21 protein-coding genes and 1 pseudogene are annotated in these 17812 nt (G+C 58.3%); 11 read left to right on the top strand and 11 right to left on the bottom strand.

The window, feature by feature from the left end:
• Window positions 1-149: 149 nt before the first annotated feature.
• The 3 genes and pseudogenes from J5289_RS24785 to J5289_RS29515 all read left to right on the top strand — a co-directional run.
• On the top strand, window positions 150-629 hold the full coding sequence (locus J5289_RS24785; RefSeq protein ID WP_209183070.1) for an Hsp20 family protein: 480 nt from the start codon (window positions 150-152) through the stop codon (window positions 627-629).
• 95 nt (window positions 630-724) lie between these two features.
• On the top strand, window positions 725-1234 hold the full coding sequence (locus J5289_RS24780) for an Hsp20/alpha crystallin family protein (RefSeq protein ID WP_143123089.1): 510 nt from the start codon (window positions 725-727) through the stop codon (window positions 1232-1234).
• A 70-nt stretch (window positions 1235-1304) separates the two neighbouring features.
• Window positions 1305-1607, top strand: a pseudogene (locus J5289_RS29515) (NADH dehydrogenase ubiquinone Fe-S protein 4); the annotation flags it as partial.
• A gap of 329 nt (window positions 1608-1936) precedes the next feature.
• On the opposite strand, the gene J5289_RS29510 reads toward J5289_RS29515, so the two are convergent.
• Genes J5289_RS29510 through J5289_RS24755 form a run of 5 tightly spaced genes read right to left on the bottom strand, consistent with a single transcriptional unit; the run spans window position 1937 to window position 5438 of the window.
• Window positions 1937-2137, bottom strand: coding sequence for a hypothetical protein (locus J5289_RS29510; protein WP_224129430.1), 201 nt, complete (start codon window positions 2135-2137; stop codon window positions 1937-1939).
• A gap of 36 nt (window positions 2138-2173) precedes the next feature.
• Window positions 2174-3154 (bottom strand): aldo/keto reductase, encoded by a 981-nt coding sequence (locus tag J5289_RS24770; RefSeq protein WP_209207020.1) that lies wholly within the window; start codon window positions 3152-3154, stop codon window positions 2174-2176.
• 15 nt (window positions 3155-3169) lie between these two features.
• Window positions 3170-4156 (bottom strand): aldo/keto reductase, encoded by a 987-nt coding sequence (locus tag J5289_RS24765; protein WP_209207022.1) that lies wholly within the window; start codon window positions 4154-4156, stop codon window positions 3170-3172.
• A gap of 32 nt (window positions 4157-4188) precedes the next feature.
• On the bottom strand, window positions 4189-5016 hold the full coding sequence (locus J5289_RS24760) for an SDR family oxidoreductase (protein WP_209207023.1): 828 nt from the start codon (window positions 5014-5016) through the stop codon (window positions 4189-4191).
• A gap of 5 nt (window positions 5017-5021) precedes the next feature.
• On the bottom strand, window positions 5022-5438 hold the full coding sequence (locus J5289_RS24755; protein ID WP_143123084.1) for a cupin domain-containing protein: 417 nt from the start codon (window positions 5436-5438) through the stop codon (window positions 5022-5024).
• 97 nt (window positions 5439-5535) lie between these two features.
• On the opposite strand from J5289_RS24755, the gene J5289_RS24750 reads away from it, so the two are divergent.
• The 7 genes from J5289_RS24750 (at window position 5536) to J5289_RS24720 (ending at window position 10118) form a co-directional block, all read left to right on the top strand.
• Window positions 5536-6429 carry a LysR family transcriptional regulator gene (locus tag J5289_RS24750; protein WP_209207025.1) on the top strand — a complete coding sequence of 298 codons (894 nt, stop codon included), beginning with the start codon at window positions 5536-5538 and terminating at the stop codon, window positions 6427-6429.
• A 143-nt stretch (window positions 6430-6572) separates the two neighbouring features.
• On the top strand, window positions 6573-6872 hold the full coding sequence (locus J5289_RS24745; protein ID WP_209207027.1) for a hypothetical protein: 300 nt from the start codon (window positions 6573-6575) through the stop codon (window positions 6870-6872).
• Window positions 6872-7303 (top strand): type II toxin-antitoxin system VapC family toxin, encoded by a 432-nt coding sequence (locus tag J5289_RS24740; RefSeq protein ID WP_209207029.1) that lies wholly within the window; start codon window positions 6872-6874, stop codon window positions 7301-7303. The genes J5289_RS24745 and J5289_RS24740 overlap by 1 nt, the downstream gene beginning before the upstream one ends.
• 358 nt (window positions 7304-7661) lie before the next feature.
• Window positions 7662-7976 carry a helix-turn-helix transcriptional regulator gene (locus J5289_RS24735; protein WP_142831623.1) on the top strand — a complete coding sequence of 105 codons (315 nt, stop codon included), beginning with the start codon at window positions 7662-7664 and terminating at the stop codon, window positions 7974-7976.
• Window positions 7977-7978: 2 nt separating this feature from the next.
• A complete protein-coding gene (locus J5289_RS24730; protein ID WP_209183074.1) occupies window positions 7979-8443 on the top strand; it encodes an SRPBCC family protein in 465 nt (154 codons plus the stop codon).
• Window positions 8444-8483: 40 nt separating this feature from the next.
• The gene (locus J5289_RS24725; protein WP_209183075.1) at window positions 8484-8900 is read left to right on the top strand and encodes a GFA family protein; all 417 of its coding nucleotides are present in this window, start codon (window positions 8484-8486) and stop codon (window positions 8898-8900) included.
• Window positions 8901-9038: 138 nt separating this feature from the next.
• A complete protein-coding gene (locus J5289_RS24720; protein ID WP_111223089.1) occupies window positions 9039-10118 on the top strand; it encodes an IS630 family transposase in 1080 nt (359 codons plus the stop codon).
• Between the two features lie 266 nt (window positions 10119-10384).
• On the opposite strand, the gene J5289_RS24715 is transcribed toward J5289_RS24720, so the two are convergent.
• Genes J5289_RS24715 through J5289_RS24700 form a run of 4 tightly spaced genes read right to left on the bottom strand, consistent with a single transcriptional unit; the run spans window position 10385 to window position 15593 of the window.
• Window positions 10385-11812: an arabinose isomerase gene (locus tag J5289_RS24715; RefSeq protein WP_209188196.1), complete on the bottom strand. Its 1428-nt coding sequence runs from the start codon at window positions 11810-11812 to the stop codon at window positions 10385-10387.
• A gap of 25 nt (window positions 11813-11837) precedes the next feature.
• The gene (locus J5289_RS24710; protein ID WP_142832538.1) at window positions 11838-12842 is read right to left on the bottom strand and encodes an ABC transporter permease; all 1005 of its coding nucleotides are present in this window, start codon (window positions 12840-12842) and stop codon (window positions 11838-11840) included.
• Window positions 12839-14401 carry a sugar ABC transporter ATP-binding protein gene (locus tag J5289_RS24705; protein ID WP_209207041.1) on the bottom strand — a complete coding sequence of 521 codons (1563 nt, stop codon included), beginning with the start codon at window positions 14399-14401 and terminating at the stop codon, window positions 12839-12841. The genes J5289_RS24710 and J5289_RS24705 overlap by 4 nt, the downstream gene beginning before the upstream one ends.
• Window positions 14402-14423: 22 nt before the next feature.
• Window positions 14424-15593 carry a sugar ABC transporter substrate-binding protein gene (locus tag J5289_RS24700; protein WP_209207043.1) on the bottom strand — a complete coding sequence of 390 codons (1170 nt, stop codon included), beginning with the start codon at window positions 15591-15593 and terminating at the stop codon, window positions 14424-14426.
• Between the two features lie 185 nt (window positions 15594-15778).
• Between J5289_RS24700 and J5289_RS24695 the strand changes: the two genes are divergently transcribed.
• Window positions 15779-16666: an AraC family transcriptional regulator gene (locus J5289_RS24695; RefSeq protein ID WP_209207045.1), complete on the top strand. Its 888-nt coding sequence runs from the start codon at window positions 15779-15781 to the stop codon at window positions 16664-16666.
• 326 nt (window positions 16667-16992) lie between these two features.
• On the opposite strand, the gene J5289_RS24690 is transcribed toward J5289_RS24695, so the two are convergent.
• The gene (locus tag J5289_RS24690; RefSeq protein ID WP_209207046.1) at window positions 16993-17415 is read right to left on the bottom strand and encodes a type II toxin-antitoxin system VapC family toxin; all 423 of its coding nucleotides are present in this window, start codon (window positions 17413-17415) and stop codon (window positions 16993-16995) included.
• Window positions 17412-17666 carry a type II toxin-antitoxin system Phd/YefM family antitoxin gene (locus J5289_RS24685; protein ID WP_142831627.1) on the bottom strand — a complete coding sequence of 85 codons (255 nt, stop codon included), beginning with the start codon at window positions 17664-17666 and terminating at the stop codon, window positions 17412-17414. The genes J5289_RS24690 and J5289_RS24685 overlap by 4 nt, the downstream gene beginning before the upstream one ends.
• Window positions 17667-17812 lie beyond the last annotated feature (146 nt).

Raw genomic sequence — 17812 nt, 5'->3', positions numbered from 1 at the left:
CCGGTTGGCAACCTCTTGAACAGCCAAATTGCTGAAACTAAATCGTAGTCATCCGAGGCCCCATCGGGTCCGGTGCCGTCGCACGATGGGTTATATCCGCGACACAAATCGAAACTTGTACCCATGTTGCTTCAATGGAGGATGTGGCTATGAGAAACACTACTTTCGACTATGCACCTGTGCTTCGGTCGAGCATTGGTTTCGACCGGATATTGGATGCGCTCGGCGCAGCAAGCCGCGCCGAGACGATCGACAACTGGCCTCCCTACGACATTGCCAAGACTGGCGAGGACGACTACCGCATCAACATGGCGGTGGCCGGCTTCTCGCAGGACGAAATCGACATCACCCAGGAGCAAAACATGCTCGTGGTGTTGGGGCAGAAGGCGAGTGAGGATGACAGCCAGTATATGCATCGCGCCCTTGCCGGACGCGACTTCAGGCGCCGCTTCGAGCTCGCCGATCACGTCAAGGTCATGGGTGCCAACCTGATAAACGGTATGCTGGCCATCGATCTCAAGCGCGAAATCCCTGAAGCAAAGAAGCCGCGCCGGATCGAGATCAGCTCCGCGATTGCGCGGCCCAAAGGCGAGACGAAGCAGATCGAGGCCGAGAAGCAGGCGGCATAGGCTCCCACAATAGCCTAGCTTGCAGAAACGTGCTGGGCATTGCCCGGCGCCACAGCACCGCTTTACCAAGTGAACCAAGAGAAAGGAGAAAAACCATGAGTGTTCGTGATCTGATTCCCTGGCGCCGCAACGACGGCAACCAGGCTCCCAGTCTCCTGCGAAATGACGAACGCGATCCGTTCCTGTCGCTTCACCGCGAGGTGAACCGCTTGTTTGATGACGCGTTCCGTGGCTTCGGCTCTGGCCTGCCATCCCTCGGCAACGGCGCCGCGTTCGGCATCGGCTGGCCAAGCGTCGAGATCTCCGACACTGAGAAGGAGATCAAGGTGACCGCCGAAGTGCCGGGCCTTGAAGAAAAGGACATAGAAGTCTTGCTCAACGACGGCGTGCTGACGCTGAAGGGCGAGAAGCGCTCCGAGAGCGAGGACAAGGATCGTCAGTTCTCCGAGCGCTACTACGGCCGTTTTGAGCGCCGCATTCCGGTCGGCGTCGAGGTCGATGAAGACAAGGTCGATGCCAGCTTTAGGAACGGCGTTTTGACCGTGACCTTGCCGAAGACTGAGACGGCGCAGACGCAGGTCAAGCGGATCGCCATCAAGAGCTAACCGGACCAACCAGCCCGGCGGTCAGCCTTATTGGGGGCCGCCGGCATCCTTCGCCAACAGGGAGGGATAGATGATGGAGATTATCAGAGAGATACATCACCCAAGCAAAAGACCGGCATCCTTCGGCCGGGCCTCCAATGATAACCGGCGGAATCGTCCAGCTTTCGGCCGCTCTGTATTTCCCGGAGATGCCGTCGCCCACATTTCTAAACCATCACGCTCGGCGATGACATCGAGCAAAGCGCGAATGAACGGCTGGCTGCTCGTCTTCGAGCGCCGTAGCGCGCCGTTCATCGAGCCTTTGATGGGCTATACGGGCAGCAACGACACGCTCACACAGGTAGAGCTGGCATTCCCGACCCTGCGATCGGCCATCCGCTATGCCGAGCGACAGGGTCTGACCTATGTCGTGCAGCGTCCGGTAACGCCGTCGACCAGCGCCAGGCGGATAGCTTTGGACAAGCCGGGTCTCCCGGCCGAACGCCACCTCTGTCGCCGATCGTACGAAAAGCCGGGCCATAGCGCTCCAGACAAAAGCAGCGCACGGATTTCGGTCAATTCGGCTTGTCCGCCAGAACGGCCTCGGCGAGCCCAAGCGCTAGCACCTCGGCATCCGGGCGAACGGCATAGATCGGCGTTACGACGTCCGCCACCGCGAAAGGTGCTGTCGACCATATCGGGATTCGAGGCAAGACTGTCGTGTCAGTTGATCCCCAACAGCTCGGCAAGCTCCTTGAAGAACGGTGTGGTGATAATTCCGGATCGACGCGTTAGCATTCGTGCTGCTAGCTCCTGGTTCCTCCACGTGATCACGGCGGTCGCGCCCTGGGCGATAAATTCCTGAGCGATGCCGAAGCCGACGCCCGAGTTGCCGCCGGCTATGACCGCGGGCCAACTGTCCATTGGCCCCGAGCACCAGCACTTTCGGATTACCGACGGTCATCGGTCGATCCGGGCCTGCTGCTGGGGTGAGTAGCGTTCGCCCTGGATGGCAATGCCGGCCACGGCATCATTGATCGCAGCGAGGTCGGACGCTGACAGAATGATGTCCGCCGCCGCAATGTTTTCATCCAGGCGGTGCAGCTTGGTCGTGCCGGGGATCGGCACGAACGTCCGGCTTTGCGCCAGCACCCACGCTAGTGCGAGCTGGGCAGGTGTCACGCCCTTTTCCTTCGAGATCCCGGCCAGCGTATCGACGATGCCCTGGTTGGCGGCACGGTTTGCCTCACTGAAGCGCGGGACGGAATTGCGGAAGTCGTTCTGAGTGAAGCTCGTGCCAGCATCAATCGTGCCGGTGAGGAACCCTTTGCCCAGCGAGCTGAACGGTACGAACCCGATGCCCAGTTCTTCCAGCACGGGAATGATCCCTTCTTCCGGCTCCCGCCACCACAGTGAATACTCGCTCTGCAGCGCGGTGACTGGCTGGACAGCATGGGCGCGGCGGATATTGGCGACACCCGCTTCCGACAGCCCGAAGGCGCGGACCTTGCCTTCCGCAATCAGGTCTTTGACCGTGCCGGCCACGTCTTCCATCGGCACGTTCGGATCGACCCGGTGCTGGTAGAGGAGGTCGATATGGTCCGTCCGCAGGCGCTTGAGGCTGTCTTCGACGGTGCTGCGAATGAGTTCAGGCCGGCTGTTCACGGCGCCACCGCCAGGGATATCAAATCCGAACTTGGTGGCGATCACCACTTTGTCGCGGATCGGCTGCAGCGCCTCGCCGACAACCTCTTCGTTCTTGTAGGGACCGTAAACCTGAGCGGTATCGAAAAAGGTGATGCCGCGCTCGAAGGCGCCCCGGATGAGCTTGACCCCATCAGCAACCTCGAGGGGCGTGCCGTAGGATTGGCTGATCCCCATGCAGCCGAGCCCGATGGCGGAAACTTCCAATCTGCTGCTTCCCAGAATACGTGTCTTCATCGTGTTTCTCCTTGTTTAGCGGTCGATAGCGGCATCCAGCCCTTCGGAAAGAGGTGCCCCCTGAATGTCTATGGTGGCGAACGCGTCGTTGATCTCGCGCAGGTCGTCCTCGGTCAGCTTGAGGTCTGCAGCTGGCAGGTTGTCGTCGAGATGGGCAACCCGCGTGCCGCCGGGGATCGGCACGATCCAGGGCTGCTGAGCCAGCAGCCATGCAAGTGCGATCTGTGCCGGTGAGCTGTTCTTGCGGGTGGCAAGGTCTTTGAGGAAATCGACGACTTTAAAATTGGCTTCCAGTGCTTCGGGCGTGAAGCGCGGGAAATCCCTGCGCAGGTCGTTCGGGTCATCGAACATCATGCCGCGGGTAATGGCACCGGTCAGAAAACCTTGGCCCAGCGGCCCCCACGCCACCAAGCCGATGCCCAGTTCCTCGCAGAGAGCGAACTTGGTCGTCTCCGGCTCCCGCATCCAGAGTGAATAGTGGTCCTGAATGGCGGTCACCGGCTGCACGGCGTGCGCGCGACGGATGTTGGCAACACTGGCTTCTGACAGCCCGAAGTTCCTGATCTTGCCTGCGCCAATGAGGTCCATAACGGCGCCAGCGACCTCCTCGATAGGCACAGCCGGATCGACGCGGTGTTGATACAGCAGGTCGATATGGTCGGTGCGCAGGCGCTTCAGCGACGCATCGACAACGTCTTGAATATGATCTGGCCGGCTATCGAGGCCGACGATCTGTCCTTGGTCATCAATCTTGAAGCCGAATTTCGTGCAGATGAGAACCTCTTCCCGCACTGGCTGCAGGGCTTCACCAACCAGTTCTTCGTTGGTGAAGGGCCCATAACCCTCTGCCGTATCGAACAGTGTCACGCCCCGGTCTGCAGCAGTCCGGATGACGCGAATGGCCTCTGTGCGATCGGTGGCCGGGCCGAGGCCGAAACTGAGGCCCATGCAGCCGAGACCGATGGCCGAGACGTCGAGGTTGCCAAGTTTACGTGTGTACATGATGGTGTTTTTTCGGATTGGTTGAGTGGAGGCTACTTCGGCGCCAGTTCGCCATAGCGGTAGGAAGCTGTGACGCCGCCATCCATCAGGAAGTCGCTCCCGGTGATGAAAGCGCCCTCCAGACCCATCAGCAACGCACCGACATGGCCGACCTCATCCGGGTTCGCCGCCCGGCCGACTGGGCTCAACTCAATCATGCGGCGGTAGCCTTCGCCGCGCGGGCCGGTCAGTTCGTCGCGGGCCAGCGGCGTGATGACAATGCCGGGGCTGATCGTGTTGATGCGGGCGCCGCGCTTACCCCAGCGAACCGCTTCCGCCATGACCCGTAGGGAATTGCCGCGTTTCGAAAGCTGGTAGGCGTTGAGCGGATCGGTGACCACGTCGGCCTGCAGCCACGGCAGATCGAGCAACTCGTCAACAGGAAGTGTGGCAAGCGCCGCGTTCTGTTCCTCGCTGAGGGCGCCGAGGCGGTGACCCGACTGGGAGGCGATCACGACCCCCGCGCCACCGGGCGCGATGACGTTGCCGAACTCTTCGAGTACCAGTGCCGTGCCATACAGGTCGACCTTGAGGATCGTCGCGGGACTGGCCTGCGACGGCGACACGCCGGCGGCGTGGATGACCCCTGTCACGTCACCAAGTCCGGCGGCGGTTTCGACAAGCGCGTGGACGGAAACGCGCGACGCTACATCGACCGTGGCCGTGCTGACCTTGAAACCCGCATCGGCGAGAACCTTCGCGGCAGCCTCCGCGTTCTCGATGCGCAGATCGGCGAGCAGCACGTGCTTGCCCGAGCTGACCCTGCGGGCGATGGCCTGGCCGATCGAGCCGGCACCAATTACAACAATGACATCTGTCATGTGACTCACTTTCCTGATTGTTCGTGGGCGGGGCCGTAGTGCTCGTCGCTAACTTGCTCCATCCACTCAACGACCTTGCCTTCGAGGGCTTCCGCGATGGCGATGTGTGTCATGGCCGCGGTGGGCGAGGCGCCGTGCCAGTGTTTTTCGCCCGGTGCGAACCAAACGATATCGCCCGGGCGGAGGTCCTCGACAGGACCCCCTTCCCGCTGCGCACGACCGGACCCAGACACGACAAGAAGTGTCTGCCCGAGCGGGTGGGTGTGCCAGGCTGTGCGCGCGCCAGGCTCGAAGGTGACCGTAGCGCCACCAATGCGGGCCGGAGCCGTAGCGGAGAAAGGCGCGTCAATTCGCACCGTGCCAGTGAAATAGTCGGCCGGGCCTTTGGCAGAGGCCTGGGATCCGTTGCGCTTGATATCCATTGTCGCACCCTTTCTGTCTGATGAGTGTAAGATACGCTTGCCCGATCATTCTAATTAGATGGTATGATCCGCATGAACATATGCCGGAGAGCCATGAATGCTGCGCGAGAACCTCATCGATCTGTTGGCCCTGCGCGCGGTGGCGCAGGATCGGAGTTTCACCAAGGCGGCAGCCAAACTCGGTTTTTCCCAGTCGACGCTGAGCCACACGATCCGGGAGCTGGAAGCTCGCCTGGGGGTCCGGCTGCTAACCCGCACCACACGCAGCGTCGCTCCCACCGAGGCGGGCGAGCGTCTGCTGCTGTCGATTGGGCCGGATCTGGATCACATCGAGGGCGAGCTGGCGGCGTTGAGCGACTTCCGCGACCGTCCAGCCGGCACAATCCGCATCACCTGCAGTGAACATCCCGCCGATGCCATCCTACGTCCTGCCCTGCAGAAGATCCTGCCGGTTTATCCCGACATACGGGTGGAGGTGATTCTCGATAACGGGCTCACTAATATCGTGGCAGAGCGTTATGACGCCGGTATCCGTCTTGGCGAGCAGGTCGACAAGGACATGATCGCGGTGCGGGTAAGCCCAGAGGTCAGCATGGCGCTGGTCGGCTCGCCCGCCTACTTCGAGAATTGCGAGAGGCCGCTGACGCCACGCGACCTGGTCGGACACAACTGCATCAACCTACGCCTGCCGACCTTCGGCGGGCTCTATGCCTGGGAATTCGAGAAAGACGGCCAGGCGCTTAACGTGCGCGTCGACGGTCAGCTGACCTTCAATACCGGAAGTCAATCGCTGAAAGCTGCCATCGCAGGGCTTGGACTTGCCTTCGTCACTGCGGATATGGCAGTGTCGGCGATGAGCGAAGGCAGTCTCATCCGCGTCCTTGAAGACTGGTGCCCGCCCTTCCCCGGTTACCATCTCTACTACCCCAGTCGGCGCTTGCCCTCACCTGCCTTTGCCGTCCTGCTGGAGGCTCTGCGTTATCGAAGCTAGCGACGCGCACTTTGCCCGCCTTGAAAGGAATCGAACCATCGACCGGGAGATTCGCCGGCTTTCAAATCTTAGCCAAGTCCAGTGCTGGTCTTGTGCGCTGAGGTCTTTCCAGCTATATTACCGGGAATAGCTAGGAGGTCAAAATGTCTAGTTCCCAGACCCGCGCAATTCAAAACTACAGATCCCGCTTGAGTGACCGTGGGCTCGCTCGTTTCGAAGTCATGGGCCGCGACGCCGATCGTGACCTCATCAGAATGTTAGCGCGCCGCCTCGCAGAAAATGGCCCGGAGTCCGTCAAACTACGTGCGGCTTTAAATGATACCATCAATGGTGAACCGCCAAAAAAAGGCGGAATTCTCGCAGCGCTTCGCCGCTCTCCAATTGTCGGCGCTAACCTTGAAATCTCTCGTCAACGTGAAGAAGGTCGTGAGATCGATCTTTAATGCGCTACCTTCTCGATACCAATATCCTGAGCAACATCACAAAGCCGGAGCCATCGGTCGCTTTGATGACATGGATGGCCGATCAGACCGACGATAGTCTTTTTATCGCTTCACTTACTTTGGCTGAAATCCACAAAGGCATCTTGGAGAAGCCCGCCGGCAAGAAGCGTACTTCTCTCGAGAGCTGGTTTGTTGGTGATGAGGGGCCGCAGCGTCTCTTCGCCAATCGTATCCTACCCTTTGACGAAACGGCAGCTCTCATATGGGCGCGATTGATGGCCGAGGGAAAAGCAATCGGGCGATCACGCGGTGGCCTTGATACCATCATAGCGGCCACCGCCCAGGCGAACGGATGCATCGTCGTGACCGACAATGAGAAAGACTTTTACGGCATAGAGATAATCAACCCGCTTCGCATCGGCAAAGGCTGAGCACGAACTACTCGCCTTGACGGGGCTCGAACCGCCGACCCCATCGTTGGCTCATTCGTTCGCGCCGAATTTCGGTGTGCGGGCAGCTATTTGCTTTCGGAAATGGCTGACAGGGGCGCTTCGCGACTGTCCGGCTTTGGTGGTCTAGGCTAAAATAGCTGCCAAAGAGCGCGAGCTGCATCTAGGCCTGCTTCCGACTTCATCCCAGTCATAGCCGACAAGTGACAATCTCTCCGTAAGCGGACACTTGTATCTGTAGTTGGAAGTTCACGAGTGCGGATCGGGCGCATGCTCCCACCCGCCCCTTGACATGCAGGTATTTACCTGCATATTCATGCACTCGTACAGATTGAGACCAATGCACGCTGACAAAGTTTTCAAAGCGCTGGGCGACCCGACACGCAGAAAGCTGCTCGACCTTCTCTGCGAGAGGAACGGGCAGACGCTCAGCGCGCTCTGCGAAACCCTGGACATGGCCCGGCAATCCGCCACGCAGCACCTCGGTATATTGGAGGATGCTAATCTGGTGAGCACGGTCAAGCGTGGGCGCGAAAGGCTGCATTTTATCAATCCAGTGCCGCTGCACGAAGTCTACGAGCGGTGGGTGCAGAAATTCGAACGCCAGCGGCTCAGCCTGCTGCACGACCTGAAGAAAGAACTGGAAGGAGAGTAGCAATGACCAGAGAGACGACCAGCTTTGTTTATGTAACCTATATTCTCTCGACGCCCGAAAAGGTGTTCGAGGCAATAACGAAACCGGATGTCGCAAGGCGTTACTGGGGCCACGAGAATATTTCCGACTGGAAGATCGGATCGAAGTGGGAACACATTCGTGCCAATGATGAACGCTCCGTCGAACTTGTCGGCAAGATCATCGAGATCTCTCCGCCGACCCGTCTAGTCATGTCCTGGGCGAATGCTTCGCAGGCTACCGATCCGGCCAGTCACAGCCGTGTGACCTTCGAGATAGTAGAGTATGACGATATGGTCAGGTTGACTGTCACCCATGACGACCTAATTGCGGGCAGCGGCATGGCGAACGGCATCAGCAAAGGCTGGCCAACCGTCCTCTCCAGCCTGAAATCCCTTCTCGAAACCGGCAAGGGTCTGGACATCTTCGCCAAGCCAAAGGCGGCCTGATTTCAGGCGGCGTCAAATCTCACTCTCAGAAAGAATAGTCATGACCAAAGCCTATACCGGCGGCTGCGCCTGTGGTGCAATCCGCTATGAAACGGCGGGCGAACCTATCTTCGAGAATCACTGCCAATGCGGCGATTGCCAGAAACGCAGCGGCACCGGGCATGGATCCTATCTGACGTTCGCGCAGCGCGCCGATGTGACAATCTTGGGCGAGGCCAAAAGCTGGCGGGTTGCGGGCGAAAGCGGAAATGAAAAGATACACGCCTTCTGCCCGGCCTGCGGAACTCCAGTTTACCTGACATTTGCCGCGATGCCGGAACTGATAGTGGTACACGCTGCCAGTCTCGACGATCCAGGCAGGTTCAATCCGCAAGTCGTCACATATAGTGTCTGCGGCCAAGTGTGGGATAAGATAGATCCTTCGCTACAGGCATTTGAGCGAATGCCGCCCTCATAATTTTCGCCGAAATAGCCCGAATTCGCAACTGTATTAACGGGTCCGATAAGAGCTCGATCGGGACATCTAGTGGTTACCGCCTGACATAAGAGTCCTGTATGGGATTCCATTTGCTGGGTTGGCATGCGAGTCTGGCGCATGCGCACAGGAATATCGTTCACCGTTTCGCCAACAGATCACCAACGCCTGATGGCCTTGACCAGGGATCGCAATGCGCCCCAAAAGCACGTCTGGCGGGCCGAGATCATCCTGCTGAGTGCCGATGGCGTCGGGACTGTCGAGATTATGCGCCAGACCGGCAAATCGAAGACCTGCGTATGGCGCTGGCAAGAGCGCTTCGCCACAGAAGGCGTCGAGGGTCTCCTGCGCGACAAGACGCGGCCGTCGCGTATTGTGCGGCTCGGACCCGATGTCGCCGAGCGTGTGGTGGCCCTGACGCTGGCTGATCCGCCGGGCGAGACGACGCACTGGACGGCCGACATGATGGCGACGGCCGCCGGCATCAGCGCCAGCGCAGTCAGGCGTATCTGGAAAGCGCATGGCCTCGCACCTCATCGGTGGCGGCAGTTCAAATTGTCCAACGACCCGAAATTCGTCGACAAGCTGCGAGACGTTGTCGGCCTCTATGTTGATCCGCCAGCCCACGCCGTCGTGTTGTCGGTCGATGAGAAAAGCCAAATCCAGGCGCTCGACCGCACCCAGCCGGGCCTGCCGATGAAGAAGGGTCGGCTCGGCACCATGACCCACGACTACAAGCGGCACGGCACAACCACGCTGTTTGCCGCCCTCAACGTGCTCGACGGCACCGTCATCGGCCGCAACATGCAGCGTCATCGTCATCAGGAGTTCATCCGCTTCCTCAACGCCATTAACGCCCAGGTGCCGGACGACAAGGCCGTCCACGTCATCCTCGACAACTATGCTGCCCACAAGCATCCCAAGGTGAGAGCCTGGCTCGACCGTCACGAGCGTTTCACCTTCCACTTCACTCCGACTTCAAGCTCATGGCTCAACGCGGTGGAGGGTTTCTTCGCCAGGCTGTCGAAGCGGCGTCTGAAACGCGGCGTTTTCCATTCCGTCGTCGATCTCCAGGCCGCCATCAACCGTTTCCTCGTTGAGCACAACAAAAAGCCAAAGCCCTTCACTTGGACCGCCGATCCCGACAAAATCATCGCCGCCGTTAAACGCGGGCACCAAGCGTTAGATTCCATCCACTAGTCATTAAAATGAAAGTCGGCTTTTCAGGAACGACTAGCAAAAGAAGACAGGCCGATTCCGTGGACCGTCAGCTTATAGGAGATCGAAAAGCAGCTCGAATGGCCAAAATGACGGCGCAAAGCTGCCATGGAGAATGGGTCGCAGCCACTATTGAGCACAAAGTCGAACCGATATTTCAGGTCTTGAAGGGATATGAACGTCCGGCTCGCTATTACGCTTGTGCGGACAGAATATCGCAATATCAAACAGAGAGGCTGAGCCAACGCTCAACAGACCTTTACGAATGGAATGTCTAAAAGCTCTGCCAGCTTTTCAATCTTACCGCCGATGTGGCCGACACCGACGGCACAATGGTGTGCTGGCCCTTGCGCGTTCCAATTCTCCGTAAACGCTCGTGCGCCAATGGAGAATTGATATCGGCTGTTGGTGTTTCCGATTTCCAGGATAGGACCCTCGACCGAAAAGCCCTCAGCGCAAAGCAGCTTGAGCGTGCCCGCGATTTCGACCACGGAAAGCAATGTGACTGGTCCGTGCTTGACGGACATTTCAACGCTGACGCCCGAGCCGACTTTACCGTGGAAAACTTGGAGGGGCCGTATCTTCGTACGGCCTTCGGCTATCTTCGTGTGACCTGGGCCATCATGGCCCATGAGGACGACGTCAGCCTTGAAGTCCATTGCGTAGTACTCTGTGAACGATCCGCCAGAGCCGAAACTGTCCATAATCTTCATCGCCTGAGCGTTCTTGATCTCGTATTCACCAGCAACCGGAATACCCTCGGCCGTCAACATCGAGCACCCGACGATAACGGATGTGATAATGTTCTCGTATTCATGGCCGGGAACGGATTCGTAGTAGTAGGCCAGAGAACCGATGCGCTTGAGTTCCACGAGCTTGCGGAGGGCAACGGCGGTCTTTGCGGCCCGCGTCAGTTCCTCTTCGTCGCAATCGGCCTGCACATCGAAATCGGACTTGATCTTAGCTAGGCATGCCAGGATTTCGCTGTCGGAGACTTCGCGCCTCAAGCGCGCCAGTTCGTCGATTTCCAAAACCTCGATATGCGTGCCGAACACGGCGCTTTGCGCGGTGAGATCGGAGTAGATATCGAGCATGCCGTTGTAGTAACGCCCCATCACCCCGAGCCTGTTGTGCGCCATGATATGAGCAACGCGGGCCGCCTCGATCCATTCCTCGATCGCGTTTTCGACGATGGGGTCATCCTCGAGGACGCCGGTAACCTGGTGGAAGCGAATACCCGCCCGAGTGAAGACGTTGGCGATCTCCGGCACCGGGCACGCCGCGCAATGGGCAAGCCACTCGCCCGTCATAGCCGTCCTGTCGCCGAGTGCGTTGAAGGATGCATAGTCGATCGCAGCCACCGGTTGTAGGTTGAGAATGATGACCGGAACTTTGGCGCGGCGGACAACAGGCAGCACCGTCGAAGACAGCGCGTAGGTCGTTATAAACAGGAAGATGATATCGACGTCAGCCTCCCGGAACGCATGACCGGCGTCCAGAGCCTTTTCCGGAGTATCGATCAGACCGAGATTCACGACGTCCACGCCAGGGCGCTCGAGCTTCGAGGCAACGACGTCGACATATCTGCGTAACCGTGCCTCGAGCCCTTCGAATTGCGCCCAATAGGCTTCTAGGCCGATGCCAAACAGGCCAGCCTTCAAGGGACGCTCAGACATTCTGGTTCTCCGGAAAAATGGGGTTTCAGCCTTGCAGGCGGACGCGGAGTTGATCGAGACCAACCGCCAACAACAACACGACGCCGCGCGTCACATCCTGCCAGAAGCTCGACACATTCATGAGCGTAAGGCCGTTGTTCAGCGTTCCGAGGATCAACACGGCGATCAGCGTGCCCCATACGCTGCCGCGCCCGCCGAACAGGCTCGTGCCTCCCAGGATGATAGCCGCAATGATGGTCAGCAGATGCTGACTGGCGGCATTCGGCGCTGCGGCACCGAGCATGGCTGACAGAATGATGCCAGCAGCTGCTCCAGAAATGCCGGAGACCACGTACAGGATCAACTGCGTCCGCTCGACAGGTACGCCAAGAAGGCTGCTTGCCTCCGGGTTGCCCCCGGTCGCATAGACGAAACGACCGAACGGCGTCTTTGAAAGCACCAGCCAAAGAACGACGAAGACGACCAGCATCAGGATGACGGGGAACGGTATCGAAAGAACACGACCGGACCCCAGCCAGTTGAATGCCGGAACGAATAGCGGCTTGCTCAGGCCCCCCGTCATGACCATGGATATCCCGGAGAAGATGCTCATCGTTCCCAATGTCACGATCAACGGGTTGAGGCGCAGCTTGGTGACGATCAGGCCGTTCAGGACGCCGACCCCTGCGCCGACGAATAAAGCCGCCAGACACCCGATCCAGATGTTCATACCGTTCGCATGGATCAATGCGACGATGACACCTGCGAGACCCGCGACGGCTGCGACCGAGAGATCCAGTCCGCCACCGATAATGAGCGGCGTGCCCGCTGCGGCCATCAACCCGATGAAGGCCATGTTGGTACCGATGTTTGCAAGATTGCTGACTGTAAGGAAATAGGGCGACAGCAGCGCGAAAGCGGCGAGAATGACGACGTAAAATACCAGGAGCACGACGATGCCCGCGGCCGGCCGTGCCAGAACGTCCGCCAAAGAGGGACGCCCGGGCTTCTCCGCTGGCCCATGTTCCACGATCGAACCAGACTTGCTCATGCTTTCTCCAATTCATTCGAGGCGCTCGAAACGGACCTCGTTTCTGCCGCCTGCATCAGATCCGCCGCCGATGCCTGTGGTCCGAGGACTGCGACGACTTTTCCGTCTTCAAAAACGAGGGTCCGGTCTGCGAGGCCGGCAACCTCTTCGGCGTCCGACGATACGAGAAGTATCCCCATGCCGCCGACCGCAAGGCGGTGGATTTCGTCGTAAATCTCCCGCCTTGCGCCGAGATCGACGCCGCGTGTCGGCTCCTCGAGGATTAGAAGCTTTGGGCTGCCGAGCAGCCAGCGAGCAAGACACAGCTTCTGCTGGTTTCCGCCCGACAACAGGCGTATCTCCTGCTCCGGTCCCGTGGTCTTGACGCGAAGGGTTTTGATCCAGTGCTGCGAAATCGCACGCTCTCGCGCGGTGTCGACCACTCCAAAACGTGTGAAGGATCCAAGGTATGGGAGAGTCGTGTTCGTCCGGACCGTGAGATTGCCGATCAGACCTTGCCGCTTGCGTTCCGCCGCGACAAAACCGATGCTGTTTTCGATGCTTTGTTTCGGACCAGAGAGTTTGATCTCCTTGTCAGCCATCCGCAGGGATCGCGCCCTTGCAGATGGTTCCGCGCCGTAGACGGCTCTCCCCACTTTCTCGATACCGGAGCCGATCAGGCCGAATGCGCCCAGGATTTCGCCGCGTCGCACCGAAAACGAAACGTCCTCAAGCCAACCGGGCAGCGAGAGCCCGTCGACCGTAACGACGGTCTCTTCCGGAAGAGCGACGGATTTCGGAGGAAACAGGTCACCGAGGTCACCACCAAGCATCGCCCTGAGTACTTCCTCATGGCTGGTGTCGGCGGTCCGGAATTGCCCGCGCACTTCGCCGTCTCGCAGCACCACGATCCGATCCGACAGCCGGAAGACTTCGTCGAGATAATGCGAGATATAGATGACCGTCACGCCGTCTGCGCTCAGTGCATCGATCACACCGAAAAGCGTTTCGGCATCAGCCTCTCCCATTGAAGCCGTCGGCTCGTCCATGATCAGAATTCTGGCTTTCCCGGCCAACGCTCTGGCGATCTCGACGATACGCTGCTCCGGCAGAGAGAGGGATCCCATCCTGCGATCCGGTACAATGTGGGCGAGACCCAATCTCGAAAGCAGTGCCAGGGCCTGGCTTCGCATGGCGTTCCTATCGACGAAACCAATCCCGGCCACCTTCCGTATGGGCATCGACCCTAGAGCGATGTTTTCCGCAACCGACAGGTCCGGATGTACCGAAAGTTCCTGCGGCATCAAGCGAATGCCGGCGGCGATGGCAGCACGAGCAGACGTGATGTCGACGCGTATTCCATCGATTTCGATGAGGCCCGCATCACAGGAATAGACACCGGACAGGATTTTCATCAAAGTGGACTTGCCGGCGCCATTGGCTCCGAGCAAGGCCACGACTTCTCCGGCGTCTGCCGAGCAACTGACGTTTTTCAGCACCTGCACGCCGGAAAATGCCTTTGTGACATCGGTGATCCGGAGCCGCGGTGCGCGGGTCCCTATGACTGGTTGCGTTTGCATACCTCTCTCCTCCGCTCTCATCCTATTGTTGCGGGAGGATCGCCTCGTAACCCTTCAGCCAGTCTTCCTTCTTCAGACCCGCGAGGTAACTTGCAAACTCTGCCTCAGGGAAGACATAGCCGTCGGCTTCCCCTGCACATTCGAATTCCTTGTAGAATTTGCAGATGTTGGCCTTCGTAACCATCTGATGCGTAACGAATATAGCTTCCGGTACGGGTTTTCCCGCAAGCGCTGAAAGCGCGATCGGGATCAGATAGTTGCCGTAGCTGCCGGGAAAGGACCCTGTCGCCGCGATCAGCTTCGGATCGGTGGCGAGCGCCTCGGCTTCATCAGCACCATTGCCGACCGCAATGGCCTGGTCGACGCGACCCGCTGCACGCACGGCTTGCAACATGCCCATTGTCGCCTGGTCATTGATACCGATGATCATGATAGGCGCTTCAGGTGGAATGCGGCCAAGGACATTGTTCATCTGCGTGTAGGATTCCTGCAAGGTATTTTTCGTATCGATCTCGATGATATGATCGGCTGGAAAAGCCTTGCTCAGTGCCAGGAACCCGGCGCGCTGCCCTTCGGTGCGCATCCGCGGTATGACGCCCGATTGCGGCAAAGCGCCTATGACCAGGTAGCCCTTCTTCACGCTATCGGCACCGAACTGCTTGTCCGCCGCCTTCGCCAGATAAGATCCGCCCATGAAGCCAGATCTCGGATTGTTCACACCGAAGAAATTTGCGCCGGGCATCGGGATGTCGATCGCGGTAACCTTCGTGCCGTCCTGTTTGAAGACGTCCATGACCGCCTGGCCGAAATTGGCGTCGGTCTGGAATTCGATGATGTAATCGACCTTGCGCTCGGCAAACGACTTGGCGTTGGCAAGCGCTGTCGGTCCGTCGAGACGATTATCGGCGATGACCAGTTCCACGCCGGCCGCATCCGCATTCTGCTGTATTCCTTTTTCGACAAGGACGCCAAAGGCGATGTCTCGCTGAAGATTGGCGAAGCCGATACTGTATTTGTTACCATTCTTCGGTCGCGTGACCTTGGATGCATCCTGAACCATGGCTTTCAGGGTCTCGGCAGAAAGCATGTTTCCGTCGAATTTCAACGGGTCGAAACCGTGGAAATCGTCGGCGTAGGCAGCAGATGCAAAAAGGCAGGATACCGCTGCGAGCAGTCTGATTGGGGTTCTCATGTTCCTCTCCTCCCGTCCGCTACCCTCCCCGGCAGCGGCTAAATAATAATTTTGCCCATGGCACCATCGCATCGAGTTGCCCAGCAACCACAACGCTAGCATTGCCACAACGTGTTGACACGCCGGAAAAAACCGCAAAAGTGACTTTTGCATACAAAAATTGATCTTATCTCTGAGGTCTTGAAATGGCGGATAATTATTTTGTCTACATGCCTGAAAACCGAATATCCGCTGCTTGGGGATGCACTGCAGTTTCGACCGGATATTCGGTTATAGCGCCACACTCCAGCTATCCTCCGAGCCGCCATCCAGACGACCATCATTTCAGCTGGTCGCGTGGCCGTATCCTTCACGCGTACCAAATCGTGTTCATCAGTAGCGGGATCGGAAAGCTCGAATTCGGGAAATCGCGGCGGAAGATGAATGTGACGGAAGGGTCGGTATTCCTCCTTTTTCCCGGAGAATGGCATCGCTTTGCCCCCGATCGGCCGAGTGGCTGGACGGAGCACTGGATAGAGTGCCGTGGAAATGCTTTCGACTTTGCGCTACACACGGGTTTGCTGAATAAAGAGCGGCCAATGAGCCTCGCGGGAGACGAAATCGCGGCAGTGTTCGCTTCGATCCATACTCTCGCCCGCGAAGACGCCGTTTTGCACCAATTGGTAATATCGACACTCGGCCTGCAGCTGCTTGCATTGCTAAGCCGGTCATCAGGCCTTGCGGCCGAGGCGAACTCGCGTTTGGTGGATAGGGCTCGTGCAATTCTCATGGAGCGCTGCGGGGACGGCCAGTCGGTCGAAGATTTGGCGGCGGAGCTGGGTATCAGCTATCCGTATTTCCGGCGAATTTTTCGCGAGAAGACGGGAATGTCTGCCAAACAGTACCAGATCACCGTCCGGATCCAGCGGGCTCACGACTTTCTCTCCAATACCGACAAATCGATCAAGGAGATCGCCGGGCTACTAGGCTTCAACTCAGCCTTCCATTTCTCCAATCAGTTCAAACAGTCAACAGATCTCTCCCCAAGCCAATTCAGGCATGCCGTGGGGAACGCTCAAGCTTCACGAAAGTGACCTGATGAAGAATGAAATCGGACAATTTTCTCCGAAAGGAGTGCGAAAACAGGGCTCCGTAAAGTAAACCTTCCGGCGGTCGAGTTGTGCGATGTTGCAGGATGACCCAGTCGCTTGTGCGGTAACCGGGAGGGTAACCGTGTGCTGATAGGAAAGCTTGGAAGAGACTGAGATCACTACTTGCGCTTGATCCGATATGAACCGCCGACCCTTCTTGCGCCGCCAAAGATATTGAAAAATCAGCTCCCGCCGCTGCCAAAGGCTTTGATTTGGAAGGGAACGCGGCTATTTGCCACCATAATGCTGTGTTGCAGAATGTAAAATCGTCAGCCCAGCCACGGATCAACGACAATCGCGCCGGTTCCGGCGAAATCTTGAACGTTACGCGTTACGACGGTCAAGCTATGAACCAGCGCGGTCGAGGCGATCAAAGCGTCAGCCTCGTTTCGACGATCTGGGATATGAAGATGAGCGCAACGCGTCGCAATCGCATCATCGATCGAGAGAATACGGCCCTCGAACTCAGGGCGGACGCGTCTGTCCATCCATGTCCGCAAGAGAGCCGCCTGAGACCGATCGCGACGTTGAAGGATCAATATCCCTCGCTCAATTTCGAGGATCGTGATAGCAGAAATAAACAGATCGCTCGAATGCTGCGAGCTGAGCCAACGCGTAACATTTACATCTGCCTTACCGTCTCCGGCCTTATGCAGTTCGGAGACGACGTTGGTATCGAGCAGGTATTTCAAAACAGGTCGACCTCGCGGGTCACGATTTCTGCCCTCGGCGGATCCAGGTCGACCACCGAGAGACCGGGCATTGAAAGCGCGTCAACGAGGCTCCGCCGTTTTCCCGTCAGACGCTCGAACTCGCTGTAGGTCATCAACACATGGGATGGCTTACCACGATCTGTGATGATAACGGGCCCCATCTGGGCAGCTTTCTTTGCCTTGCTAACGTCGTGATTAACCTCACGGCTGGACAAACTGGTCATACTCATCGAAAGCCTCCTAGTAGGTAGGTAGGTACCTACATATAAGAAAGATCCGGCTTGGTAGCAACACTTTACGCGACTATAAGCCCGGCGCCGTTTAAGTTTGATCGCCGACTCGGTAAAGTGATTCATCCAAATCAAGTGCTTATTCT

Origin of the sequence: Rhizobium sp. B230/85 (assembly GCF_019355735.1) — a bacterium.
Lineage (GTDB): Bacteria > Pseudomonadota > Alphaproteobacteria > Rhizobiales > Rhizobiaceae > Rhizobium > Rhizobium rhododendri.
Note: the sequence above shows the minus strand (reverse complement) of the source record. Positions and strands in the feature narration are given on the sequence as shown.